Genomic DNA, 22241 nt, shown 5'->3' with positions numbered 1-22241 from the left:
CGGCCTCCGACGCCGCCTCCACCTCCCATGCTCCGTCCGCCCCCACGGCTCCGGGGTCAACCGATCGGCCGACCCCGCCCCCCTCCTCTGCCGCCCGCCCGCGCCCGGGCGCGCCGCCCCTCCGGGGCCTGAGCGCCGCGCCCCGCGGGCACGCGGTGCGGGTGTCGGCGGGCCGGTCGCCCGTCCGCGGTGGGGCAGGGGTTCCTCTCCGGCCCCGGGCGTACGGGAAGGCGCACGGAAGGTGCGGCGTCGTGCGGGGTGCGGGGTCCGGGGGCGGAGCGCGCCGCCGAGGCGCGGTCCCGTGTGCCCACCCGTCCCGCCCCGGCGGGACGATTGCCCACACGGGGTGGGGCGCGAAGCGGGCGGCGCGGGTGAGGTGCGCACGTCCGGGGGCGGGGTTGCGCGCGCGGGTGCGGGCGAGGCGCGTGCGCAGGCGCGGGGACTGCGTGGGGGCGGAGCGCGCCGCCGAGGCGCGGTCCCGTGTGCCCACCCGTCCCGCCCCGGCGGGACGATTGCCCACACGGGGTGGGGCGCGAAGCGCGCGCGGCGCGGGTGAGGTGCGTGTGGGGGGAGCAGGGGTCCTGCGGGGGTGGGCTAGGCGCGTGCGGAGGGGCGGGGCCCGCGCGGGGGTGGGCGAGGCGCGTGCGGAGGGGCGGGGCCCGCGTGGGGGCGGGCGAGGCGCGTGGGGGTCAGGGGTGGGGGAGGGTGGCGGCGCCGCCGTGGGTGACCGCTCGGACCGGGATGCCCGCCCGGTCGAGCAGGCTCGCCGCGATCGTCGCCCGGCGCCCCGTGTCGCAGAAGGTCCAGATCTCGCGGTCGCGGGGCAGCGCGCCGACGCGGGCGGGCAGGTCGGCGAGGGGGATGGCCGAGGTGCCGGGGACGCCCCCGTCCGGGCGGGACGGGCGCACGTCGAGGGCCCGCACCTCGTCGAGCCGCGCGGCCAGCTCCGCGGCGTCGGCGGTGCGGAAGGAGCGCAGAGGCCGCCCGGCCGCCGCCCACGCCTCCGTTCCGCCCGCGAGGACGCCGGCGACGTTCTCGTAGCCGATGCGCAGCAGTTGGACCAGGGCCTCGGCCTCGAAGGAGTCCTCCGGGGCGGGCAGGACCAGGACGATGCGGGTGCCGAAAGGGACGACCTCGGCGACCAGGCTCGCGAAGCGTTCGTCCAGTTCCTCGCAGAGCGCTCCCGGCACGTGCCCCGCAGCGAAGGCCGCACGGCCGCGCCCGTCGAGGATCTGCGCACCCTCGCCGGCGAGTCCCGCGACCGTCGCGGGCGACAGCCGGCGGGCCGTCGGCACGCCGCCGAGGACGGCGGGACCTGCGCGGTTGAGCGGCGCCATGTGGCGGTAGTACGCGGGGTACGGCGGCAGGTCCGTGGCGCGTGCCGCGATGTACGAGGCCTCGTCGCGCGGCGTCAGGGCCGGGTTGGCGCGGCGTTCGTCGCCGACCGTCGTCGTACGGTCGCGTCCCCGCGCCACCGGACCGGCCGCGCAGGAGCTGCCCGCACCGTGCGTCGGCAGCACGCGCGTGGCGTCCGGAAGGCGCGTGAGCCGGTGCAGCGAGCGGTACTGCGCACGGGCCAGCTCCTCGGTGTGCGCGGCGCCGGAGAGGTCGGTGCGGCCCGCGCCGCCGACGAGCAGGCTGCCGCCGGTGAAGACGGCGGCGGGCGGGCCCCCGGGGGCGTCGAGGACGAGGTACGCCGTGTGCTCGGCGGTGTGGCCGGGGGTCTCCATCGCTCGCAGCGTGACGTCCCCGACGGTGATCTCGTCGTCCTCGGCGAGCGCCAAGTGGTCGAAGGCGTACGGCGCGCGGGCGGGACCGGCCACGATGGCACCCGTCGCGGCCCGCACCTCCAGGGCGCCGGAGACGTAGTCGTTGTGGACGTGGGTCTCCAGGGCGTACCGGATGCGCACCCCGGCCTCGGCGCACCGTGCCATCACCTCCCAGCTGTCCCGCTGCGGATCGACGAGGGCGGCCTCGTCCCCGCTGACGAGGAGATAGCTGGTGTCGCCGAGCGACGCGGTGGTCATGACCTCGATCTCGTGCACGTGCCGCACCTCCCGGCCTTGCCCTTCCCGTCTTCCCGCGCCCCGCCGCTTCCCCTGCGCCTCACACCACGACCACCTCGACCGCCGCGACCGGGTTGCAGCCGTAGCCGCCGGCGTTCCACGGGGCGCGCGGTGGCTGGACCTCGCCGCGCGCGTCGGTCGCCCGCGCCAGGATCCGGTAGCGGCCGGGGGCGCTCGGGGTCCAGGCGACGGACCAGTCCGTCCAGGCGTACGGCCCCGAGGGCTCCGCCAGGACCGCGTCCCGCCACGGGTCGGCCTCCGCGTCCGGTTCGTCCTCGTGCACGGTCCGCACCTCGACCCGTCGCACCGCCTCCCCGTCGCCCGTCCAGGCGTGCCCCCGCAGCACGGTCTCCCGGCCGCGCCGCAGGTCGTCGTCCTGCTCGGGAGAGGTGATCAGCGACTTGACCCGCAGCCCGGCGACGGGCCCGCCCGCGGTGCCGTCGGCGTCCACGTACACGTACTCCTCGGTCTGGAACGGCCCCTCGAACGGCTCGGTGACCGCGCGCACCCCCGCGAGCCACTTGACGTCGGCCACCGCGAAGCGGCCGGGGACCACGAGGCGTACGGGCGCGCCGTGTTCGGGGGTGAGCGGCGCACCGTCGAGCCGGGTGGCGAGCAGCGTGTCCGGGTGGAGCGCGACGTCGAGCGGCAGGCTTCGCTCGAACGCGGTCGGCCTGCCCCGTACGGTCCCGGAGTCGGCACCGGTGAAGACGAACTCGACCGCCCCCGGCGCCACCCCGGCCCGCTCCGCGACCAGCCGGAACGGCACGCCGGCGACGCGCACGCAGCCCACCGCCCGCTGCTCCCAGGGCAGTCCGCGCGGCTGCGGACGCATCCTGGTGCGTCCGTTGCCCGCGCATTCGAGGACCACGTCGAGCTCCCGGTGCGGGAGGGCGGCCAGCTCGGCGTGGTCGAGGGAGTACGGGGTGCGCACGGCGCCCTCGACCCGCAGCCGCCACGCGCCCGGCGGGAGGTGCGGGACGGCGAAGTGGTCGCGTACGAAGAGGGCACCGACGGGTGTGACCGGTGCGGCCAGGGCGGCCGACGGTGTCTGCGCGTTGTACGGCTCGGCCGTCACCGTCTCGGGGGACCAGGCGGTGGCGCCCGGCCCGCGGGGGAGTACGGAGGCGCACATGATCTCTCCAGGCTACGCCGGGAATTGCCATGTTTCTCAGCAATCACCCTATACATGTACAAAGCCCTTGACATGCGTCGAATGGGGAGGAGACTCGTCTTTACACCGGACAACCGGAAAGAGCCGCACCCGCCGACGGAGACGTCCGAAGGCCCGCGTGACCCGATCTCGGCTCTGGCCAGGCCCCCGGCAGATCCTCGCGGTGACCGGGCCGTCGGCGACGACCGACGACCCGGGAGCCGGGCGAGGAGTGCCGGGGACTGTCGTGCGTCCGGGCCGCCCCCGCCCCCCTCGCGTGCGGGATGTCCGTGATGCTCCCGCCGTGACCCCCTCCGGCGACGCGTTCTCCCGCCCGTGCCCGTACGCCGGCCCGGCTCGCTCCCGTCTCTGTCCCGACGGCGGCCCGGCTCGCTCCCGCCGCTATCCGTCAGCGGCCCCGCTCGCTCCCGCCCCTACCCCCGCCCGTACGGCGGCCCGCTCGCCGCCGTCCGGCTGCCGGACCTGCCGCCTCCGCACGCCCGTACCTGCGGCATACTGACCCCTCCTTGATCAACAGAATGTTTAAGGAGGAGTCTTGGCCGCCAGTTTCAAGACGGTCATCGAGGTGGGCCCCGCCCACCGCGCCCAGGCGGAGGCCCTCGGTCACGCCTTCCAGACGGCCATCGCGCCGGCCACCGTCAACTACGACTTCGACCACATCCGCGAGGCCGCCGCCGCGCTGCCCGGCGGTGACATCGTGAAGATGGTCCGCGGCTGGGGGCTGCAGGAGGAGGCCCCGGTCCTGGTCATGGTGCTCTCCCTCAAGGAGGCGGTGCGTCAGGCCCTGCCGCCCGAGGCCGCGGAGGCCTCGTTCTGGGACACCATCGAACGCGAACTGGTGAGCGCCTTCACCGGTCTCGCCGACCAGGAGGGCCGGCCCGGGCTCTCGTACTACGAGGTGGGCGCCGACCGCACCCGCTACTACCGCGACGTCTTCTTCGCGCTCCAGGACGAGGAGACCGGCGCCTACCTGTACGCCGTCGCCTTCTGCATCGACGTCACCGTCGGCCTCGACAAGGCCCGCGTCGGCGCGCTGCGGATGACCGACATCGCCCCGTTCGCGATCCGCCTCAACGCGATCGTCGTCCGCCAGGAGCTCACGCACGCCCCCGCGTGATCCCCGCCTCGTCACGGCCCGCCGTCCCGGGCCATGGCCTCGCACCCGTACCGAGCGGTAGCGTCCGTCGGCAACCGTAGCCCGGCGGAAAGGCGAAGCACGCGATGAACCAGCGGTTCGGCGACTACCAGAACGAGATCTACCTCAACGGGCTGTTCGGCACCCTGCCGAAGCTGCCGATGACCTTCGCCGAGCTCGAACAGCGGGCCGAGGCCGCGCTTCCGGCCTCCCTCTGGTCCTACGTCGCCGGCGGCGCGGGTGACGAACACACCCAGCGCGCCAATGCCGAGGCCTTCCGGCACTGGGGTCTGGTGCCCCGCATGATGGTCGGAGCCGCCCAACGCGACCTGTCCGTGGACCTGTTCGGTCTGCGGCTGCCCAGCCCCCTGCTCATGGCGCCCGTCGGCGTCATCGGCCTGTGCGCCCAGGACGGCCACGGCGACCTCGCCACCGCCCGCGCCGCGGCCCGCACCGGGGTGCCGATGATCGCGTCCACCCTCACCGCGGACCCGATGGAGCAGGTGGCCGCCGAGTTCGGCGACACCCCCGGCTTCTTCCAGCTCTACACGCCGACCGACCGCGCCCTCGCCGAGAGCCTCGTGCGGCGCGCGGAGGCGGCCGGCTTCCGCGGCATCGTCGTCACCCTCGACACCTGGGTCACCGGCTGGCGCCCCCGCGACCTCGCCACCGCCAACTTCCCGCAGCTGCGCGGTCACTGCCTCGCCAACTACACCTCGGACCCGGTGTTCCGGGCGCGTCTCGCCAAAGCGCCCGAGGAGGATCCGCAGGCCGCCGTCCTGGAGTGGACCGGCATCTTCGGCAATCCCCTGACCTGGGACGATCTGCCTTGGCTGCGCTCGCTCACCAGGCTGCCGCTCCTCCTCAAGGGCATCTGCCACCCCGAGGACGTGCGCCGGGCCAGGGACGGCGGGGTGGACGGCGTCTACTGCTCCAACCACGGCGGCCGCCAGGCGAACGGCGGCCTGCCCGCCCTCGACGCCCTTCCGGACGTCGTGGCGGCCGCCGACGGGCTGCCCGTGCTCTTCGACTCGGGCGTCCGCACCGGCGCGGACGTGGTCAAGGCCCTCGCCCTCGGCGCCACCGCGGTCGCCGTCGGCCGCCCGTACGCCTACGGCCTTGCCCTCGGCGGCGCCGACGGCATCGTGCACGTGCTGCGCTCGCTGCTCGCCGAGACCGATCTCGTCATGGCGGTCGACGGCTACCCGACCCTCGCGGACCTCCGGGCCGAGGGGGCCCTGCGCAGGCTCTGAGGGCGCGGAACGCGGTACGGGGCGACGAGTACCCGGACAGGACCGGGTCGGGCGGCGAGGCCCGGCCGCGGGCGGACGGCCCCTGCCGGCGCCCGTCCGGGCCGGGCCCGGGTTTCGGACAAGGTGCCGGGAGGACACGCTGTTCGAGACCACCCGCGACCCCGACCGGCTGCGGCGCGCCGCGGCGTTCGTCTCCTCCGGGCTGCGGTCCGGGGACATCCGGCCCGTCGTCGACCGCACCTTCCCGCTGGACCGGCTCGCCGAGGCGCACCGCTACGGAGGGCGGCGCCCAGGTCGGCAAGATCGTCGTCACGGTCGGTCACGAAGCGTAGGCCCCGCGTCGGAAGCCGGCCCCGGTCCGTCCCGGATCCGGCGGAGCGCCGCCCGGCTTCTCACCGACCTCGTCCGTGAGCCCCGGCATGTGCCGGGGCCCTCGCCCTCGTGCGGCGAACCGTCGTCGGCGGCAGCGCGTCGCCGCCCCGGTTTCGCGGCAGGCGCTAAGCGGTGCGGCGTTCCCGGCGCAGTCGGTGGCGGCGCCGGGGGCGGTCGGGCAGCCAGCCGAAGGCCAGCGAGCTGCCGACCAGGCCCAGCAGCATGCCGACGAAGAACCCGCCCAGGTTCGAGGTCACCCAGCTCGCGAGCGAGGCGAGCACCCCGATCACCGAGTAGAACAGGCGCTGGCGGGGGTTGAGCACGATCAGCAGCCCGCACACCACCATGATCATCGGCAGCACGTACCCCGCCAGGCTGTCGGCCCCGGCCGTGAGGATCACCGAGACGCTGGCCCGCTGGGTCAGCAGGATCTCCACGCCGCCGAGCGCCAGGGCGACACCCGCTCCGAACGGGCGCCGGTGGCGCCAGCGCCGGAACGCCCGCCAGGGGTGCCGGCGGCCGGACGCGTCCGCCATCAGCAGCCCTTCGAGCTGAAGCCCATGTGCAGGTCGGGCAGGGTGAACCGGGTGGCGGTCGTGGCGTAGTTGTTCTGCCGGACGTCCTTGATGTCGACGGTGTCCGCCTGCTGTCCGAAGGAGCCCAGCGGGCCCTTGATCGGCGGCTTCTCGAAGGTGCTGGCGTCCCCGCCGATCTCGATGTTGTCGAACGCGGCCAGCTTGCCCGCGATCTCGGTGGAGTCCGTGGTCAGCCCCGAGGCCTTGACGGGGGTGCCCTTGTTGCCGGCGGTGATGACCAGGTTGGTGCCGCCGAGCTCGACGCTCTGGCACAGGTTGGTCAGCTTCGCCTCGCGGATCGCGGTCACGATGACCAGGACCTGGCCGCCGGTGTCGCCCGCGTTGGGGCTTCCCTCGGCCATGTTGTCCAAGGCGCCGAACTGCCCGAAGCCCGTGCCCTGCAGGCTGTCCGCGGTCACGGTGAACGGCATGCCGGAGATGGCGAACTGGGCGGCGAGCGCCCCCTGGGCGGTGAGGACCACCAGGGTGGAGGCGGCGAGGAAGGCGGGCACGCCCATGAGGGCGGCGCGCCGGTATCGCACCCCGCCGCGTCTGTCGGAATCGCCCTGCGGGCGGGGGGACTCGGGCTCGGTGGTGCCTGAGGACAGAGCCATGCGGTGCTCCTGACGCGAAGAGAGAAAGGGAGCGCGGCGACGTCCTGGCGCGGACAGTTCCCCAACCCGCCTGGGTCTTCCCGGACTCGTGCGGAGGCAGTCGTGCCGCAGGGAACCGAAAAGGACCGTACGCGCTATGAGACATGTCGTCAACTGCCCAGTAACAAATGCTTGTTGACGATCATTCAGGCGGTACGGGTGGGGTGGTGCGGCGGATCACCCGGCTGTCGTGAAGGGGGTCACGACCACGTGCACGAGCACGTCCAGCAGCTCGGACGGGCCCCGGCCGGCGTCCTCGAACCGGCCCTCGTCCACCGCTCGGATGACCGCCGCGTGGACGGCGCCGACCACCGTGTCCACCAGCTCCGCCCGCGCCACCCCCGGCGGGCCCGGTGGCGCGTCGGCGAAGAACCGGCGAAAACCGGCCAGAAGTTCGACCCGTGCCTGACGACCCGCGGGCCCCACCGAGCCGATCTCCGCCGCCATCGTCGCGAACGCCGGGTTCTGCGCGAGCAGGTCGAGCAGCACCCGCAGCCCGGCCCGCACGGCGACCGGCCACGCGACCGCGCCGCCCGCCTCGTCGTACGAGCGCTGCATGGCCCGGACGACCGTCTGGGTGCCGCCCCGGAACGCGGCGAGGACCGCGTCCTCCTTGCCGGAGAACAGCTCGTAGAAGACCGGGCGGGTCACTCCGGCGGTCCGGCAGATGTCACTGATCCGCGCCCCCGTGTACCCGTTCGCCGCGACCGTGCGGGCCACCCCGTCGAGCAGCCGTTCCCGCTGCCGGGAGGCCACCTCCTCGGGGGTGAGCCGGCGCGGTCCCGGGCGCAGCGAGCGCTCGGGCTCGCGGCCCGTGCGGGCTCCCGGCAGGACCAGTTCCTCCTCGGCGCCGCGAACGCTCGTCATCGGCCACATCCTTCTGCGGTTGTTGACGTCACATACTCGCCAGGATTACAACCCTGATGGGTTTTCCTCTCGGTGCGCCGGGCGGACCGGTGCAGGGGCGTCCCCGTGGGACGGGACGCTCCTCCACCGCACACCGCGCCGCACACCGAGTATTACGCTCCACCCCGTATCGCGACACCGCCGCAGGAGATCCGTGGCGCCGGATCGTTCCGGCGGTGGGCGTCGCCGACCGTCGCAGCCGCGTCACCACGCACCCGCCGTCCCGCACCCGAGTGCCCGTGCCCGTCCCCCGCGCGCGGCTCTCCAGGGGCGGGGGCGGTGCGTGATCCCAGCGCGGCGCGCACCCTCGTGACGAACCCCTCCGGGCCCGTACCCGCGTGCCCACCCACCCACGCAGGCCATCGAGTTCTCTCACCCTCCGCCATCGTGCGAAAGGAACCCCCATGGACAAGCGTGCTCTCTCCGCTGCCTTAGGCGCCGCCGTCGCCGCGGTCCTCGCCGTGACCGCCTCCGCCTCCGCGACCGCCTCGGCCGGCAACGTCCTGACCACCGGAAGCGCGGGCGGCACCGCCGTCGCCTCCGGTGACGTCCTCTCGGCCGCGCTGGCCACCGGGACCAAGGCGAAGATCGCCACCACCGCGGGCGGCAGCACCGGCATCACCTGCAACACCTCCGCCTTCACCGCCACGGCCAACACCAACCCCGCGGCGCCCGGCACCGCCACCGAGACGGTCACGGCCCACACGCTCAGCAGCTGTACGACGAACATCGTGGGCGCGACCGGCGTGCAGAGCATCACCGTCAACAACCTCCCGTTCGCCGCGTCGGTCACCTCCGGCGGCTCGCTCACCGTCTCCGCGGGAGCCGCCGGCCCGATCCAGACGACCCTCAAGATCAACACGATCCTGGGTGTCACGACCTGCGTCTACCGGGCCGGCAGCCTCACGGCGACGCCGAACAACGCCGACAACTCGCTCTCCTTCACCGACCAGCTGTTCACCAAGTTCAGCGGACCGGGCACCTGCCCGGGCAGCGGCTACTTCACCGCCAAGTACGGCCCGGTGCTCGACACCAGCCAGGCGGGCAGCCCGGCGGTGTTCGTCAACTGAGCGCATGCACACGGATGGTGACACCTCGTCGGGAATGACGCCGTACCGGGCGTGACGCCGCGCGGGGAGTGAGGTCCGGGAGGGTGCGCCGCTCCCGGACGGGGCGGCTCCGGAGCCGGAGGGCTACCGGGGCCGCCCCTTCGCCATGCCCCGGAACCCGTGATGCCCGCCCCGGGGCGAGGCCCTGCTGCGCGGCGACGCGCTCGAGCAGCCCGGTGAGCACGCCGCGCTCCTCCTCGTCCAGGCCCGCGCAGATGTCCGCGACGGCCGGCGGGAGATCGCCGCGGCGGTGCTCCGGGTCCTCGCGGAGGCCCGGGCGGGACGCCGCGAGGCGTGCGCAGCCAGAGGCCGTGCGCCCCGCCGAAGGCCGGGGCGCACGGCCGCGTAAGGGCCGCTCAGGCCGTCAGGTGAGCCAGGACCGCCCGGGCGGCCCGGGCCACCGCGTCCCGCGTCTCCTCGGTGTGGTCGATCGTCTCGAAACCGTGGTGGGCGTGGGGAACGTCGACGACGTCGACCTCCGCGCCCGCCTTCTCGGCGGCCACGAGGAAGGCGTCGACCGTGGTCTGGAAGACCGGGTGCTCCAGCCCCACCCGGGTCAGGACGACCGGCGGGCTGCCCGCCCCCACCGCGTCCACCGGGCGGAACCGCTCGGGCACGCCCCGCCAGTCCGCCGGCGCCGCGAGCAGCGGGTAGGTCAGCGCCACGCACCGCAGCCACGGCGGGGGAGCGGCCAGCCAGTCCGCCGCGAGCAGCGAGCCGGCGCACAGGAACCACAGGGCGATCCGCTCGCGGTCGACCCGGGGGTCCGCCCGGACCTGCTCCACCGCCGCGGCGAGGTCCCCGGCCGCCGTCGGATAGGCGTCGAGCCCGTACAGCCGGTGGTCGAGCGTCGCGCCGACCGCGCCGAGGCCCGCGACGTAGCGCCCGTAGCCGAGGAAGGTCGGCGAGTCGCGCGGGGTGGGCCGCTGGTCCGGCGAGACCGGTCCGCCGTGCACGAACAGGATGGCGGGAGAAGGTTCCTCGCCCTCCGGGAGGTGCAGGTCGACCGTCCCCCGGCGTTCGCGCGGGCGCTCCGCCACGTCCAGCAGGAACGTCCCCGGGCGGGCGGAGGGCGAGTCGTCCGGGGCGGTCAGCCGCCGCCCCTCGTCGGCCGCGGCCCGCAGCAGCACCTCGGTCAGCGGGCCGGGCGCAGAGAGCATCGGCCAGTGCCCGGTGTCGAGTTCGAAGAACCCGACCCGCGGACCGGCGAGCACACGGAACTCGGGCGGACCGGACGCGACGAGCATCTCGGCCATCGCGATCCCGGAACCGTTCGCCGTGCACAGCACACCCGTCACCGGCCGGTCGAAGGGGTCTCCGGTGAGACGCAGGGGCTGGGTGAGGGTCCGCAACGGCTGCGGCGCCGCCAGCCGGTCGAGCCGCGCCAGGTCCTCGGCGGACAGGCCCGCCGTACTGCCCCAGCGTGCCCATTCCGCGCCCGAGGGGGCCGGTACCGACCCGGCCGCCCCGTCGGCCGCCCCGCTCCCCTCCGCTGCGGCCCGTTCGGCGACGGAGGCGTCGGGTACGAGCGCGAGGGGCGCGTCGCCGTCCTTCGGCATGCCGGCGTCCAGATAGACCACCCGCCCGCACCGCTCCGGCCGGCGGTCGGCGGCGCCGAGCACCGGATGGATGCCGTAGTCGTGCCCGACGAGAACGACGTCCTCGGCGGACCCGATGCCGTCGATCACCCGCACCACGTCCTCGACGTGCGTCTCCAGATCCACGTCCCCGGCCGCGACGGCGGGTGCCTCACCCCCCTCCGTCATCCCGGAGAGCGTCACCGCGTACGCCTCGGCCCCGGCCTCCCGCAGCCGTTCCTCCACCTCCTGCCAGATCCGGCCGCCGGTGAACGGCCCGGACACCAACACGAAAACCGCCATCGCTCTCTCCTCACCTCGCGACCCCTCGTCGCGTACGGGCGGCACCGTAGGAACTCCCCCAGGGGGAGGTTCAAGCGGGGAACGAGCGAGGGGGCCCGCGAGCACCATGAGAGACGGGAGAAGGGGACGGGAGACCCGAGGGAGGGCACGTACGCTCGTCGCCATGGGACTGGACATGACGGTGCTGATCGCCGACGGGTCCTGGTTGGGGGAAGTCCCGGCCGGGGAGCGGCTGGAGCGGCTGCGCACCACGTGGTACGACGACGCGACGGGCTTCTGGGACCCCGACCGGGAGCCCGTCGACAGCGGGTGGGAGCACCCGCGGGACCGCACGCCGACCGCTTCGACGTGTACGAGTTCCCCCACGGCACCTCGTTCAAGGCGCACTTCTGGGCCGGGAACCGGTGGGAGTACTGCCGCGACCACGTCGACGCGCGGCTGCGCGAACCGCTGGACGTCCTGCTGGGCGGCCTGTTCTGGGACGGGGCCGACGGCGAGGCGGAACACGTCGACCCGGAGCTCTTCGGCGACGGGGCGGAGAGGCACGGCCTCCTTCTCGCGCTCTCACCCGACCGCGTACGCGAACTCGGCGCCACAAGACGAGAGTTGGCAGACGGCAGGGGTGGCGGAATCGCCGCCCTGCGGCCGGCCTTCGACGAGCACGCCGCCGACCCCCGCGGCTGGGTCGGCGACCTGGACACGTTCGCGCGACTTCTGGAGGACTGGGGCCGGATCCTCGCGGAGGCCGCGAGGCGGGGCTGGGTCGTGGTGGGGCTGAGCGGGTGAACATGACCGGCCTCCGCCCCCCGTCGATTGACCGTGCCCGTCAACCGGCTTGCTGCGACGGGTGATCGGCATGCGAGAGTCGGGGGGGCGCGCAGGAGCGCGGAGGAGTACGGGAGGAAGGGGCGGCGACATGGGGCCGGGCACGGTGGCGATGACGGGCGCGGCGGGGACCATCGGCTCCGTGCTGCGCGAGGCGCTGCGCGCCGACGCGGAGCGGCTGATCCTGGTCGACCGCGTCCCGCTGCGGCCGGCGGCGCCCAACGAGGAGGTCCGTGCCGCGGACCTGCGGGACGCGACCGCCGTCGCTGCGGCGCTGGCGGGGGCCGACGCCGTGCTCCACCTGGGCGGCCTGCCGGACGAGGCACCGCTTCCCGAACTGCTCGACACCAATGTGCTCGGCACGCACCACGTCCTGGAGGCGGCCCGCCGCACCGGCATCCGGCGCGTGGTGCTGGCGGGCAGCAACCGGGTGACCGGCTTCCACCTGGTGGGCCATCTCACCGGCCCGGACGAGCCGGTGCGCCCGGACGGTCTGTACGGGGTGAGCAAGGCGGCCGTCGAGGCCCTCGGCCGGCTCTACGCCGACAAGTTCGGCCTCTCCGTGCTCTGTCTGCGCATCGGCAGCTTCGAGCGGGTGCCCACCGAAACCCGCCATCTGGCCACCTGGCTGAGCCACCGCGACGCCGTCGGCTACGTCCGGGCCGCCCTGGCCGCCCCGCCCGTCCCCGGCTTCACCGCCGTGTACGCCGTGTCCGCGAACACCCGTCGCTACTGGGAACTCCCCGCTCCCGCCGCGCTCGACTACGTCCCCGTCGACGACGCCGAGACCCACGCCGCGGACATCCCGGGCGCGGATCTGGCCGCCGATCCGGCGGCGCCCCAGGGCGGCCCGTACGCCCGGCCGGAATGCACCCTGCCGCACCTCCCGCACCCCGGGGCCGGACCGTGACGGTGACCGGGGACGGCGGCCGGTGGAGCATCGGCGAACTCGCCGAGCGGGCGGGCGTGACCGTCAAGACCGTCCGCTTCTACTCGGACCGGGGTCTGCTGCCCGAGACCGCCCGCAGCGGCGGCGGCCACCGCCGCTACGGCCCCGAGGCCCTGGAACGGCTCCGGCTCATCCGGTCGCTGCGCACGCTCGACCTCCCCGTGTCCGACGTCGGCCGAATCCTCGACGAGGACGACGCTTTGGAGGACGTCGTCGCCCGCCGGCTGCGCGAGGTGAGCGGCCGGCTGACCACGCTCCGCTGGCGGGAGGCGTCGCTGCGGCTGCTGCGCGACTGCACGCCGGAGCAGCGCGCCGAGCGGCTGCGGCTGCTCGGCGACGTCTCGCTGCCGCCCGACACGACGGCACTCGCCCGCTTCTGGCGGCGCACCCTCCCCGCCCGCCTGCCGGCCGCCGTCGCCGCCACCGTGGTGGACGCGGCCGTTCCGCAGCCCCCGGCCGATCCGACGCCCGCTCAGGTGCTGCTCTTCGCGCGGCTGCACGCCCTGGTGGCAGGGGCGACCCCGCCCGTCGTGCATCTCGCGGACACGGAGCACCGGCCGGGGTTGCTGTACCCGGGGCTCGGCGAGGCGTACGACCTGGCGGCGCCGGACCTGCGGGCGGGCCGGGCGCCCGCTCACGGCGAGGCCCTGGACCGCTTCGTCGCCGCCTACGCGGACGCGCTCGGCGACCGTGACACCCGGGCCTTCCGGCGCAGGCTCGCCCGGCTGATGGCGGCGAGCGCGGACCCGCTGATCGGCCGCTACTGGCAGCTCGCCGGAGAGCTGGCGACCGAGCGGGACGGCCCCACCCCGGGGGCCGCCCACGGCTGGCTGTGCGCCGCCCTGAAGTCCGACTTCGGGCGGCCGGCGGGGACCGACTCGCCTCCTGGGTGGGCCTGGTGACCCCGCGCCGCCACGACGGGTGCGTGAGAGGCGGGGCCCGAAGGAGCTCCGGGCCGCCGCCCCTGCTGCTGCCGCCGCCCTGCCGCTGCCGCTGCTCCCGCTGCCGGTGCGGGGTGCCGCTGTCCTTGTCCCTGTCCCTGCCGCCCTGTCCCTGTCGCCCTGCCCCCGTCCTTGTCGCCGCGGACCGCCGTCCCCGCCTCGCCCTCGCGCCGCGGTCAGGAGCGTCCGGGACCGGCGCGCCGCGCGTGGGCGAAGCCGGCCGTCGCCACGAGCCCCGGCATCGCGACGGCCAGGGCAAGCGCCCACCCGAGCCCCGCGTGCAGGAGCAACAGCGCGCCGGTGAGGGCGCCCAGGAACAGCGTCAGGGCGGACAGGAGCCGGCGCAGGGAGGGAGCGCCCCAGGGGTCCGCCGCCAGACCGGTGAGCGTCCGGGTCAGGACGGTGGTCGTGAGGTCGGGGACGGCCAGCCGGTGCACGACGGCGTTCTGCAGACCCATGGCGCCGCCCATCAGGACGAGCACGGCGTAGCGGCTCGCGCCCGTCTGCTGGGCGACGAGCGCGGCGGCCAGCAGGGCCGTCTCCACGCCGATCAGGGGGCGGAACGGAACGCCCCGCGCTCCCCGGCGCAGGCGCCCGCCCGCCGCCGCGCCGAGGAGGAAGGCGCCCAGCGCGGTGAGCGAGGCCGTCGCCGACAGCCCGGCCGCGCCGGCCAGGGCGAAGCCGCAGAGGACCACGTTGCCCGTCATGTTGGCCACGAACACGTGCCCGAGACCGAGGAAACTCGCCGCGTCGACCAGCCCGCTCGCGAAGGTGAGGACGATCAGCAGCCCCGGGAGCGCGCCGAATCGCGCGGTGCCCGGAAACAGCCGCCGTGCCCGCGCCTCCGAGGGCCCGTCCCCGCTCACCGGCGGTCACTCCAGGGCGCCCCGCCTCCAGCGCACGGCCGCCGTCCTCCGTCCGTCATGGCCCCAGTGGATCAGGGCCACGCAGCCCCCGCGACCGGACGGCCGCCGGGGGCGACGGTCGCGGCGCGGCTCCTCGGCCGGGTCCGCCCTCGCACGGACGCGGGCCGCTCCCCGCCCCGGCCTGGTCCGAGGACCCGGGCCGGGCCCTGTCGTCGAACTCCCGCCTGCCCCGGGCGACGACGGGAGTGTGACGACGGGACTTAGCGGTCCGCCGGTTCGCGGAGTCGGCGGAGTTCCGCGTCCGCCCGGCGTACGCCCTCCTGATAGCCGTGGGCCAGGCCCAGTTCGCGGGCCCGGAAGAGAGCCGCCTCCGCGTCGGCCGGACGGCCCAGGTCGAGCAGCGCGGCGCCGACCGTGGTCTGGAGCATGCTGTGGCGGATGCCGACCAGGCCGTTGACGGTGTCGCCGTCGAGGCCGAGGCCCTCGTGGGCGCAGGCGAGGGCGGCGGACGGGTCGCCCGCCGAGAGCAGCTGGCGCGAGCGGTGCTCCAGGGCCAGGACCTCCGTCATCACGTCACCGGTGCCGCGGACGAGCGCGACGGCGCGTGCCGTGTGGTCGAGCGACTCGGGGGTCACCCCGGTCCGGTCGAGCGCGACGGCCAGGTTGACCAGGGCGGTCGCCTCGCTGGACGGTTCGCCCGCGCGGGCCGCGAGGGTGGGCGCGAGCCGCAGGTGCACCAAGGCCTCGGCGAGCCGGCCGTCCTGGGTGAGCAGCCAGCCGAGCAGCGCCCTGGCCCGTGACTCGGCGTCCGGGTCGTCGACGCGGGCGGCCGAGTCGACGGCGTCCTCCAGGAGCGGCACCCACCCGTCGTGGCTGTTCCACAGGATGTACGGCCACTGGAGGATGCCGAGCCGCCAGGCCCGGTCGTGGTGTCCGGCGGCCCGTGCGGCGGTGACGGCCGCGGCGAGGTTGTCCCGTTCGGAGGCGTACCAGAGCAGCGCGGCGTCCCGTCCCGCGAAGGACGGGGTGGTACGCGGCACCCGGGCGTGCGGCGGCGGCGCGCAGCACGGCTGGTCGTCGGGCTCGGCGGCCCGCGCGGCCGCCATCGCCGTCAGGGTGTAGTGGTCCAGGAGCCGCAGCAGGGCGTCCTCGTCGGGGTCGAGACTGCGGGCGTAGAGCCGTACGAGATCGTGCAGCGAGTGCCGGCCCGGCGCCCACTCCGTGAGCAGATGGGCGTCGCAGAGCCGGTCGAGGGCCTCGGCGGCGACCGCGGGCGTCCGGTCGAGCAGCGCTGCTGCCGCCAGGCGGTCGAGATCGGTGCCGGGGACCACACCCAGCTGCCGGAAGAGCCGGCCGGCCTCCTCCGGCAGCCCCTGCACGGTCAGGCGCAGCGCCGCCGGCACCCCCGAACCGTCGGCGCTCTCCGAGCCGTCCACCGTGAGCAGGGCGAGGCGGCGCTGCTCGTCGGCGAGTTCCGCGGCCAGGTCGGCGAGCCGCCAGCCCGGCCGTGCGGCGAGCTGCGCGGCGGTGACCCGCAGCGCGAGCGGCAGGCCGTCGCACAGGGCGGCGAGCCGGCGGGCGGCGTCCGGTTCGGCGGCGACGCGGTCGGCACCGACCGCCGCCGCGAGCAGCGCCGCCGACTCGTCGAGCCCGAGGACGCCGAGCGGCACGGGCCGGGCGAGCTCGCTCACGACCAGACCGCCGAGTCGCAGCCGTGAGGTCACCACCGTCGCGCTGCGCGCTCCGGCGGGCAGCAGCGGCCTGGCGCGGTCGGCACTGCGCACGTTGTCCAGGACGACCAGCAGCGCCCGGTCCTCGGTGAGCGAGCGGTACAGCGCTGCGGCTGCCGTCGCCGACTCCGGCACCCCGCGCGGCGGCACGCCGAGCGCCGGCAGGAACTCCCGCAGCACGTCGGCCGCTTCGATGCCGTCGTCCGCGCTGAACCCGCGCAGGTCCGCGTAGAGCACTCCGTCCGGGAAGTCCCCGGCCCGCCGGTGGGCCCAGTGCAAGGCGAGCGCGGTCTTCCCGACCCCGGCGGGGCCGGTGACCAGCGCCACCCGTGCGGAGTCCACGGCGGCGTCGAGCGCGTCGAGCTCCCGGTCGCGGCCGAGGAAGCCGCGGGGAGTGCGGGGGAGGAGGTCGGGGACGGGAAAGGCCGGGGCGGCGGTGGCCGGGGCTCCCCAGGGTGCAGCGGCTCCGGCCTCACCCGAGGAGGTCGCCGAAGGCGAGGAGCAGGGCAGGGCGTCGCCGGGAGCCGCGCCGCCCGGCCCGGGGCTGGGGGCGAGGGCGTTTCCGGGGTGCGCGCCCCCACCGGCGAGCGCACAGGCCGGGCCGTGGCCGCCCTCGTACCCAGGCGCGCCGGCCGGCGCGGGGGCGTCGCCCCGGCGGGGCGCGGCCCCCTGGCGGTCGGGGCCGCCTCGGGCAGGGGAGCGGGCCGGCTCGTGGCTGTTGCTGTGGACGGGTGCACCGCCCTGGGCGGGCTCGTACCCGTGGGCGGACGGGCCGCCCACGGCGTGGGCGCCGCCGTGCACGGGGACGTCGCCGTGCACGAGGCTGCCACCGGGGCCGTGGGTGCCGCCGGGGCCGTGGGGGTCGGCCGGGCCCGGGAAGCCCGGCGCACCTGCCGCACCGGTGGAGCCCCCGTGGCCCACGGCGTCCGGCGCCCCGGCCGCGCCCGGCCCGCGCGCGGTGTCCGCCCGCCCGGGGGCGCTCGGCAGATGACGGGCGTCCCCGTGGCCGGGTGCCGCACCCGGCACGGACCGGCCGGAGGGCCCGGGCTCGGCGCCGCCGGGCCACGGCACGGCCTGGCCCGCCGACGGCAGCCCGCGCAGCACCGCCTCGTACGCGGCGCGCAGTGCGGGACCGGGGTCGACGCCCAGTTCGTCGGCGAGTTGGGACCGGGTGCGGTGGTAGCAGTCCAGGGCGTCGGACTGGTGGCCGGCCCGGTAGAGCGACAGGATCAGCGTGGCCGCGAGGGACTCGCGCAGGGGGTTCGCGGCGGCCTCCGCGCGGAGGATGGCCGCGGCCTTGGCGTGCTCGCCGAGGCGTCCGTACGCGGCGGCCAGCTGTTCCACGGTGACCAGCCGTGTCTCCTCCAGAGCGCGGGCCGCCACCAGCAGGGACTCGCTCGCGACCGTGCCCGTGAGGGCGGGGCCGCGCCACAGGGCGAGGGCCTCGCGGAGCATCAGGACCGCGTCCGCCGGGTGCCTCTGGTGCCCGGCGAGCTGGACCAGCTCCTCGAAGCGGTGGGTGTCGAGGAGCTGGTCGGGCATGCGCAGCTCGTACGCCTGGGAGTGGGTGGCCAGCTCCACCCCGTAGTCCTCGGCCCCGCCCTGCTCGAACAGCGCCCGCAGGCGCGAGACGTGTCCCTGCACGACGGTCCGGGCGCGGGCGGGCGGGTCCTCCTCCCAGACCGTGTCGATCAGACGGTCGACGGGTACCACCGCGTTCGCGCGCAGCAGCAGCGCCGCGAGTACGCTGCGCCGCTTGGCGGGGCCGAGCGGCAGCTCACCTGCCTCGGCCGCGATGGACACCGTCCCGAGCAGGCGGAACTCCACCCGGCCCTCCCTGTCACTGTGTTCTCTTCCGTGGGCCTACCAGTATCCCCACCCTCCGGCCCCAGGCCTTTGTCGGAACCCTCCAGAGGTCGGATGAGGCCGGAACAGGCGGTCCCCGGCCGAAAGCGGATGTGTCAGGCGTTGGGGTCGAACGGGATGCCGGACGGCAGGGAACGGCTCAGGTGCGAGGAGAAGTCGGAGTCGCGGATCTTCAGGGTGGCGGAGCCGAAGTCCGCGCCCGTCAGCTTGTCGCGCAGACCGGCCGGGTAGCCGTTCCAGCCGACGAGACGGGGGTAGAACCAGCCGCCGGTCGAGTTCTCGATGCGGTCGTCGGTCGCGTTGGCGAAGCGGTAGCAGTGGGTGGAGATCCCGTCCTTGTGGTAGACGATCTTGGGATGGGTGCCGTCGAAGCGGATGGCCGAGCGCGCGGCGATCTGGTAGCCGCTGTGCTGCGACACCGACACGTACTTGACCTCGCCGGCGTTGATCCACACCACCACGTGCTCCCAGTCGTGGGTGTGCCCGAGGGCGAGGGGGCCGAGCGTCGCCTGGTCCTTCTCGTAGTAGCCGGCGTACATGACGGCGCACCAGCCGTTGTTGCACTTCGAGCGGGAGTAGCTGTTGGCGGCGGCGAGCTGGGCGGGGTCGTGGCAGCGCCCGTTGACGTCACCGCCGAGCTTCAGGCCGGGGTTGAGGGTGCCGTCGGCGCCGATGGCGGCGGTCATGTAGCAGCCGTCGGTGTCGAAGTCGTACGCCGGGGCGAAGGTCTGGTCGAGGCTTTCGGCGTTCTGGGGGAGCGGCGGGAGCACGGCGGCGTGGGCGGTGGCCGTCGCGCCGAGGACGAGGAGCAGGGCGCACAGCACGGTGGCGAACGCCGACCGCCGGGCCCGGGCTGTTGATAGCAGGTGCATGTCAACTCCTTGCGCTGTGAGGGGCGGCCCAGACCCTCGCAGCACCGCCGACGGACCGTCAAGGCCGCCCGCCCGAACGCGGAGGGAATAGAAGTGTGAGCCGCCGAACCCCGCTGTTACGGTGGCCGGATGTCGTCGATCAAGCAGATCCAGATCACCTTCGACTGCGCGGATCCCGAGCGCGTCGCCCGGTTCTGGTGCGAGGTGCTGGGATACGTCGTGCCGCCTCCGCCGGAGGGGTTCGCCGACTGGGGCGAGTTCGACCGGTCGCTGCCGCCCGAGCGGCAGGGGGCGTCGTTCGTCTGTATGGACCCCATAGGGGTGGGTCCGCGGATGTACTTCCAGCGCGTGCCCGAGGGCAAGGTCGTCAAGAACCGGGTGCACCTCGACGTGCGGGTCGGCACCGGACTCGTGGGAGAGGAGCGCCTGGCCGCGCTCGAGGCCGAGTGCAGCCGGCTCGTCGCGCTCGGCGCCGTACGCGGGCGGCTTCTGCTCGCCGACGGCGAGAACGAGTCGTGCCAGAACATGCAGGACGTCGAGGGCAACGAGTTCTGCCTCGACTGACCCCGGCCTCCGCCGAAGGGCGGAGGCGCATCCGCCCCCTCTGCCCTTCGGCAGAGGAGTGGCTCCACCGTGAGGTGCACGAACCCGCGAACCGCATGCGCCGATACTGGTCGGCGTGGTAAGCACTCCTCCGTTCTCCGCTTCCGTTCGTGACCGGCCCTCCCACGAGCCGGCCACCGTGGCACTCCGGCCCGTGGCGGAGACGGCCGGGGTCGGGCTCGCGGGGCTCGGGGTGTGGGGAGCGGTCGGATACCTCGACTTCCTGACCCACCCGCTCGCGCAGCTGTCCGCCCTCCTCGTCGGCGTCGTGATCTTCCCGCTGCGGCGCCGTCTTCCCCTGCCCGTGCTGCTCGCGCTCGCCGCGCTGACGGGGCTCGCGCCCGGCGTCGGACCCGTGACCGCCGCGACCGCCTACACCGTCGCCCGGCGCACGGTGTCGGCGCGACGGCGGGCCCGGCTGCTCGGCGGGGCGGCCCTGCTCGTCGTGGGGACCGCGACGCTGTCCGCGCCCGTGCTGGGGCCGGGGGCGCAGCCGTACGGGCTCGCACTGGGGCTGGTGCTCACCGCGACCGCCGTCGTCGTCCCCGGGCTGGTCGGCACCGCGTACGGGCAGCAGCGGCGGCTCGTACGGGCGCTGCGCGAGCGCGGGGACGCGGCCGAGCGGGCCCGGCAGTCCGCCGACAGCGAGGCCCGCATCCACGAGCGGTCCCGCATCGCCGCCGAGATGCACGACCTCGTCGGACACCGGCTCAGTCTCATCGCCCTCCACGCCGGGGGCCTGGAACTCGCCCTGGAGGCTGCCGACCCCGAGCTGCGCGAGGAGGTCGTGCTCGTGCGGCGCACCACCCGCGCCGCCCTGCGCGAGCTCCGGCAGGCCCTCGGCGTGCTCGGGCCGCTCGGCCGGGACACCGGGTCCGAGGCGCTCACCGACGCCACCGGCACCCGCGCCGACATCGAGACCCTGGTGGCCGAGTCGCGCGGCGGCGGCATCGCCGTACGCCTCGACTGGACCGGGCCCGACCTCGACGCCCGGCCGGCCCGGGTGCGCCGCGCCGTGCACCGGGTCGTCCGCGAGTGCCTGACCAACGTGCACCGCTACGCGCCCGACGCGCACGTCACCCTGACCGTCGCCCACGAGGACCGGAACGTCCGGGTCACCGTGTGCAACGGCGCCCCGGGCACGCCGCCCGCACCCGCCGGCGGCACCGGCCGCGGGCTCACCGGACTCCGCGAGCGCGTCGAACTCCTCGGCGGGACCCTCGACGCCGCCCCCCTGCCGGCCGGCGGCTTCCGGGTCGACGCGAGCGTGCCGACCGAGCCCGGTGACGCCCCGGGCCCTGCCGCCACCCCGGTCTCCGTCCCGCCGCCCGTCCCGTGGCGACCCGACGGGCCGTCAGGCGCCCTGGCCGAGGGCGGGGGCGACGGCGGGCTCCCCTCCGAACGCCTCGCCGCGCACCGTCTCACGCTCGCCCTCGGGCTCGGCGCCCTGAGCGTGCTCATGGTCCTCGGCGTCGCCTTCGTGTACGCGAGCACGCCGCACCGGGACGCCGGGCCGCGCCTGCTGCCGCGGGTCGGCATGAGCTACGCCGAGGTGTCGGCCGCCGGCGTCCTGGACAGCGCGGCCGTCCGGGCCGCCGCCACGGGGCACGAGCCCCCTCGGCCGGCCGGGACGGCCGGCTGCGTCTACCCGTTCGCCGGCGGCACCGAGTCCCGCTCCGGCGCCCTCACGGTCGCCCGGTACTGCTTCGACGCCTCACAACGCCTCATCGCCATCGACCGCTTCACCGTCCCGTCGGTCCGGGACGCCACACCCTGGGAGACCCCGTGACCGCCACCACCCGGCCGCCCGTCCGCGTCCTGCTCGCCGACGACGAGGCGATGATCCGGCACGGCGTGCGCCTGATCCTCCGGCACGCCGAGGGCATCGACGTCGTCGCCGAGGCCGCGGACGGGCGGCAGGCCGTCGAGCTGGCCGCCGCCCACCACCCCGACGTGGTGCTGCTCGACATCCGGATGCCGGTGTGCGACGGGCTCGCCGCGATCTCCCCGCTGCTCGCCCTCGACCCCGCGCCCCGCGTGGTCATGCTCACGACCTTCGGCGACGACGACAACGTCGTACGGGCGCTGCGCGAGGGCGCCGCGGGATTCCTCCTGAAGGACGACGGACCGCAGGAGCTGATCAGCGCGGTACGGGCGGCCGCCGCCGGTGACGCGGTGCTCTCGCCCGGCGTCACCGGGACGGTCGTCGCGCGGATGCTGCGCGCCCCCGACCCGGGGGAGACCGGCGGCCCGGCCGCGGACGAACGGATCGCCCGCCTCACCGGGCGCGAACGCGAGGTCCTGGCGATGCTCGGCGAGGGCCTGTCGAACCAGGACATCGCCGACCGGCTCGGCATCGGCACGGGCACGGTCAAGACCCACGTCGGCGCCATCCTGGACAAGACCGGGTCGGCGGGCCGCGTACAGGCGGCCCTGCTGGCCCACCGCACCGGCCTGGCGTCCTGA

The 22241-nt window shown here is 75.5% G+C and carries 18 protein-coding genes; 9 read left to right on the top strand and 9 right to left on the bottom strand.

All coding sequences use genetic code 11. The features are described 5' to 3' along the window. Window positions 1-689: 689 nt before the first annotated feature. Together ACGF1Z_RS02985 and ACGF1Z_RS02980 are read right to left on the bottom strand one after the other, a co-directional pair. A complete protein-coding gene (locus ACGF1Z_RS02985) occupies window positions 690-2045 on the bottom strand; it encodes a rhodanese-like domain-containing protein (RefSeq protein WP_392999233.1) in 1356 nt (451 codons plus the stop codon). Between the two features lie 61 nt (window positions 2046-2106). After that, the gene (locus tag ACGF1Z_RS02980; RefSeq protein WP_392999231.1) at window positions 2107-3201 is read right to left on the bottom strand and encodes a molybdopterin-dependent oxidoreductase; all 1095 of its coding nucleotides are present in this window, start codon (window positions 3199-3201) and stop codon (window positions 2107-2109) included. A gap of 574 nt (window positions 3202-3775) precedes the next feature. On the opposite strand from ACGF1Z_RS02980, the gene ACGF1Z_RS02975 reads away from it, so the two are divergent. Beyond that, on the top strand, window positions 3776-4357 hold the full coding sequence (locus ACGF1Z_RS02975) for a Type-2Aa cytolytic delta-endotoxin (protein WP_392999229.1): 582 nt from the start codon (window positions 3776-3778) through the stop codon (window positions 4355-4357). 104 nt (window positions 4358-4461) lie between these two features. Next, on the top strand, window positions 4462-5628 hold the full coding sequence (locus ACGF1Z_RS02970; protein WP_392999227.1) for an alpha-hydroxy-acid oxidizing protein: 1167 nt from the start codon (window positions 4462-4464) through the stop codon (window positions 5626-5628). A 497-nt stretch (window positions 5629-6125) separates the two neighbouring features. On the opposite strand, the gene ACGF1Z_RS02965 is transcribed toward ACGF1Z_RS02970, so the two are convergent. From ACGF1Z_RS02965 to ACGF1Z_RS02955, 3 genes are all read right to left on the bottom strand, one after another. Continuing rightward, window positions 6126-6536: a DUF6114 domain-containing protein gene (locus ACGF1Z_RS02965; RefSeq protein ID WP_392999225.1), complete on the bottom strand. Its 411-nt coding sequence runs from the start codon at window positions 6534-6536 to the stop codon at window positions 6126-6128. Further along, window positions 6536-7189, bottom strand: coding sequence for a DUF6230 family protein (locus tag ACGF1Z_RS02960; RefSeq protein ID WP_392999223.1), 654 nt, complete (start codon window positions 7187-7189; stop codon window positions 6536-6538). Before ACGF1Z_RS02960 ends, ACGF1Z_RS02965 begins: the two co-directional genes overlap by 1 nt. Window positions 7190-7405: 216 nt before the next feature. Beyond that, window positions 7406-8095 carry a TetR/AcrR family transcriptional regulator gene (locus ACGF1Z_RS02955; RefSeq protein ID WP_392999221.1) on the bottom strand — a complete coding sequence of 230 codons (690 nt, stop codon included), beginning with the start codon at window positions 8093-8095 and terminating at the stop codon, window positions 7406-7408. A gap of 443 nt (window positions 8096-8538) precedes the next feature. On the opposite strand from ACGF1Z_RS02955, the gene ACGF1Z_RS02950 reads away from it, so the two are divergent. Continuing rightward, entirely contained in the window at window positions 8539-9204 is a 666-nt protein-coding gene (locus tag ACGF1Z_RS02950) for a Tat pathway signal sequence domain protein (RefSeq protein ID WP_392999219.1), read from the top strand. Between the two features lie 395 nt (window positions 9205-9599). Here ACGF1Z_RS02950 and ACGF1Z_RS02945 read toward each other — a convergent pair whose 3' ends face one another. Then, window positions 9600-11123 carry a dienelactone hydrolase family protein gene (locus ACGF1Z_RS02945; RefSeq protein WP_392999217.1) on the bottom strand — a complete coding sequence of 508 codons (1524 nt, stop codon included), beginning with the start codon at window positions 11121-11123 and terminating at the stop codon, window positions 9600-9602. Between the two features lie 309 nt (window positions 11124-11432). On the opposite strand from ACGF1Z_RS02945, the gene ACGF1Z_RS02940 reads away from it, so the two are divergent. From ACGF1Z_RS02940 to ACGF1Z_RS02930, 3 genes are all read left to right on the top strand, one after another. Further along, entirely contained in the window at window positions 11433-11909 is a 477-nt protein-coding gene (locus ACGF1Z_RS02940; protein WP_392999215.1) for a hypothetical protein, read from the top strand. A gap of 130 nt (window positions 11910-12039) precedes the next feature. Continuing rightward, complete coding sequence (locus tag ACGF1Z_RS02935) at window positions 12040-12858, top strand: NAD-dependent epimerase/dehydratase family protein (RefSeq protein WP_392999213.1); 819 nt, start codon at window positions 12040-12042, stop codon at window positions 12856-12858. 2 nt (window positions 12859-12860) lie between these two features. Further along, complete coding sequence (locus ACGF1Z_RS02930; protein WP_393000288.1) at window positions 12861-13799, top strand: MerR family transcriptional regulator; 939 nt, start codon at window positions 12861-12863, stop codon at window positions 13797-13799. Window positions 13800-14014: 215 nt separating this feature from the next. On the opposite strand, the gene ACGF1Z_RS02925 is transcribed toward ACGF1Z_RS02930, so the two are convergent. The 3 genes from ACGF1Z_RS02925 to ACGF1Z_RS02915 form a co-directional block, all read right to left on the bottom strand. After that, window positions 14015-14704, bottom strand: coding sequence for a YoaK family protein (locus tag ACGF1Z_RS02925; RefSeq protein WP_392999210.1), 690 nt, complete (start codon window positions 14702-14704; stop codon window positions 14015-14017). Between the two features lie 260 nt (window positions 14705-14964). After that, window positions 14965-18261: a BTAD domain-containing putative transcriptional regulator gene (locus ACGF1Z_RS02920; RefSeq protein WP_392999208.1), complete on the bottom strand. Its 3297-nt coding sequence runs from the start codon at window positions 18259-18261 to the stop codon at window positions 14965-14967. Window positions 18262-18395: 134 nt separating this feature from the next. Then, window positions 18396-19172 carry an NPP1 family protein gene (locus ACGF1Z_RS02915; RefSeq protein ID WP_392999206.1) on the bottom strand — a complete coding sequence of 259 codons (777 nt, stop codon included), beginning with the start codon at window positions 19170-19172 and terminating at the stop codon, window positions 18396-18398. Between the two features lie 129 nt (window positions 19173-19301). On the opposite strand from ACGF1Z_RS02915, the gene ACGF1Z_RS02910 reads away from it, so the two are divergent. The 3 genes from ACGF1Z_RS02910 to ACGF1Z_RS02900 all read left to right on the top strand — a co-directional run bounded on the left by ACGF1Z_RS02910 (window position 19302) and on the right by ACGF1Z_RS02900 (window position 22241). After that, on the top strand, window positions 19302-19736 hold the full coding sequence (locus tag ACGF1Z_RS02910; protein ID WP_392999204.1) for a VOC family protein: 435 nt from the start codon (window positions 19302-19304) through the stop codon (window positions 19734-19736). Window positions 19737-19914: 178 nt separating this feature from the next. Continuing rightward, a complete protein-coding gene (locus tag ACGF1Z_RS02905) occupies window positions 19915-21564 on the top strand; it encodes a sensor histidine kinase (protein WP_392999202.1) in 1650 nt (549 codons plus the stop codon). Next, window positions 21561-22241, top strand: coding sequence for a response regulator (locus ACGF1Z_RS02900; RefSeq protein WP_392999200.1), 681 nt, complete (start codon window positions 21561-21563; stop codon window positions 22239-22241). The genes ACGF1Z_RS02905 and ACGF1Z_RS02900 overlap by 4 nt, the downstream gene beginning before the upstream one ends.

It is taken from the genome of Streptomyces sp. NPDC048018, from assembly GCF_043202995.1.
Classification (GTDB): domain Bacteria; phylum Actinomycetota; class Actinomycetes; order Streptomycetales; family Streptomycetaceae; genus Streptomyces.
The sequence above is the reverse complement of the archived record's forward strand: the minus strand, read 5'-3'. Positions and strand labels throughout refer to the sequence as shown.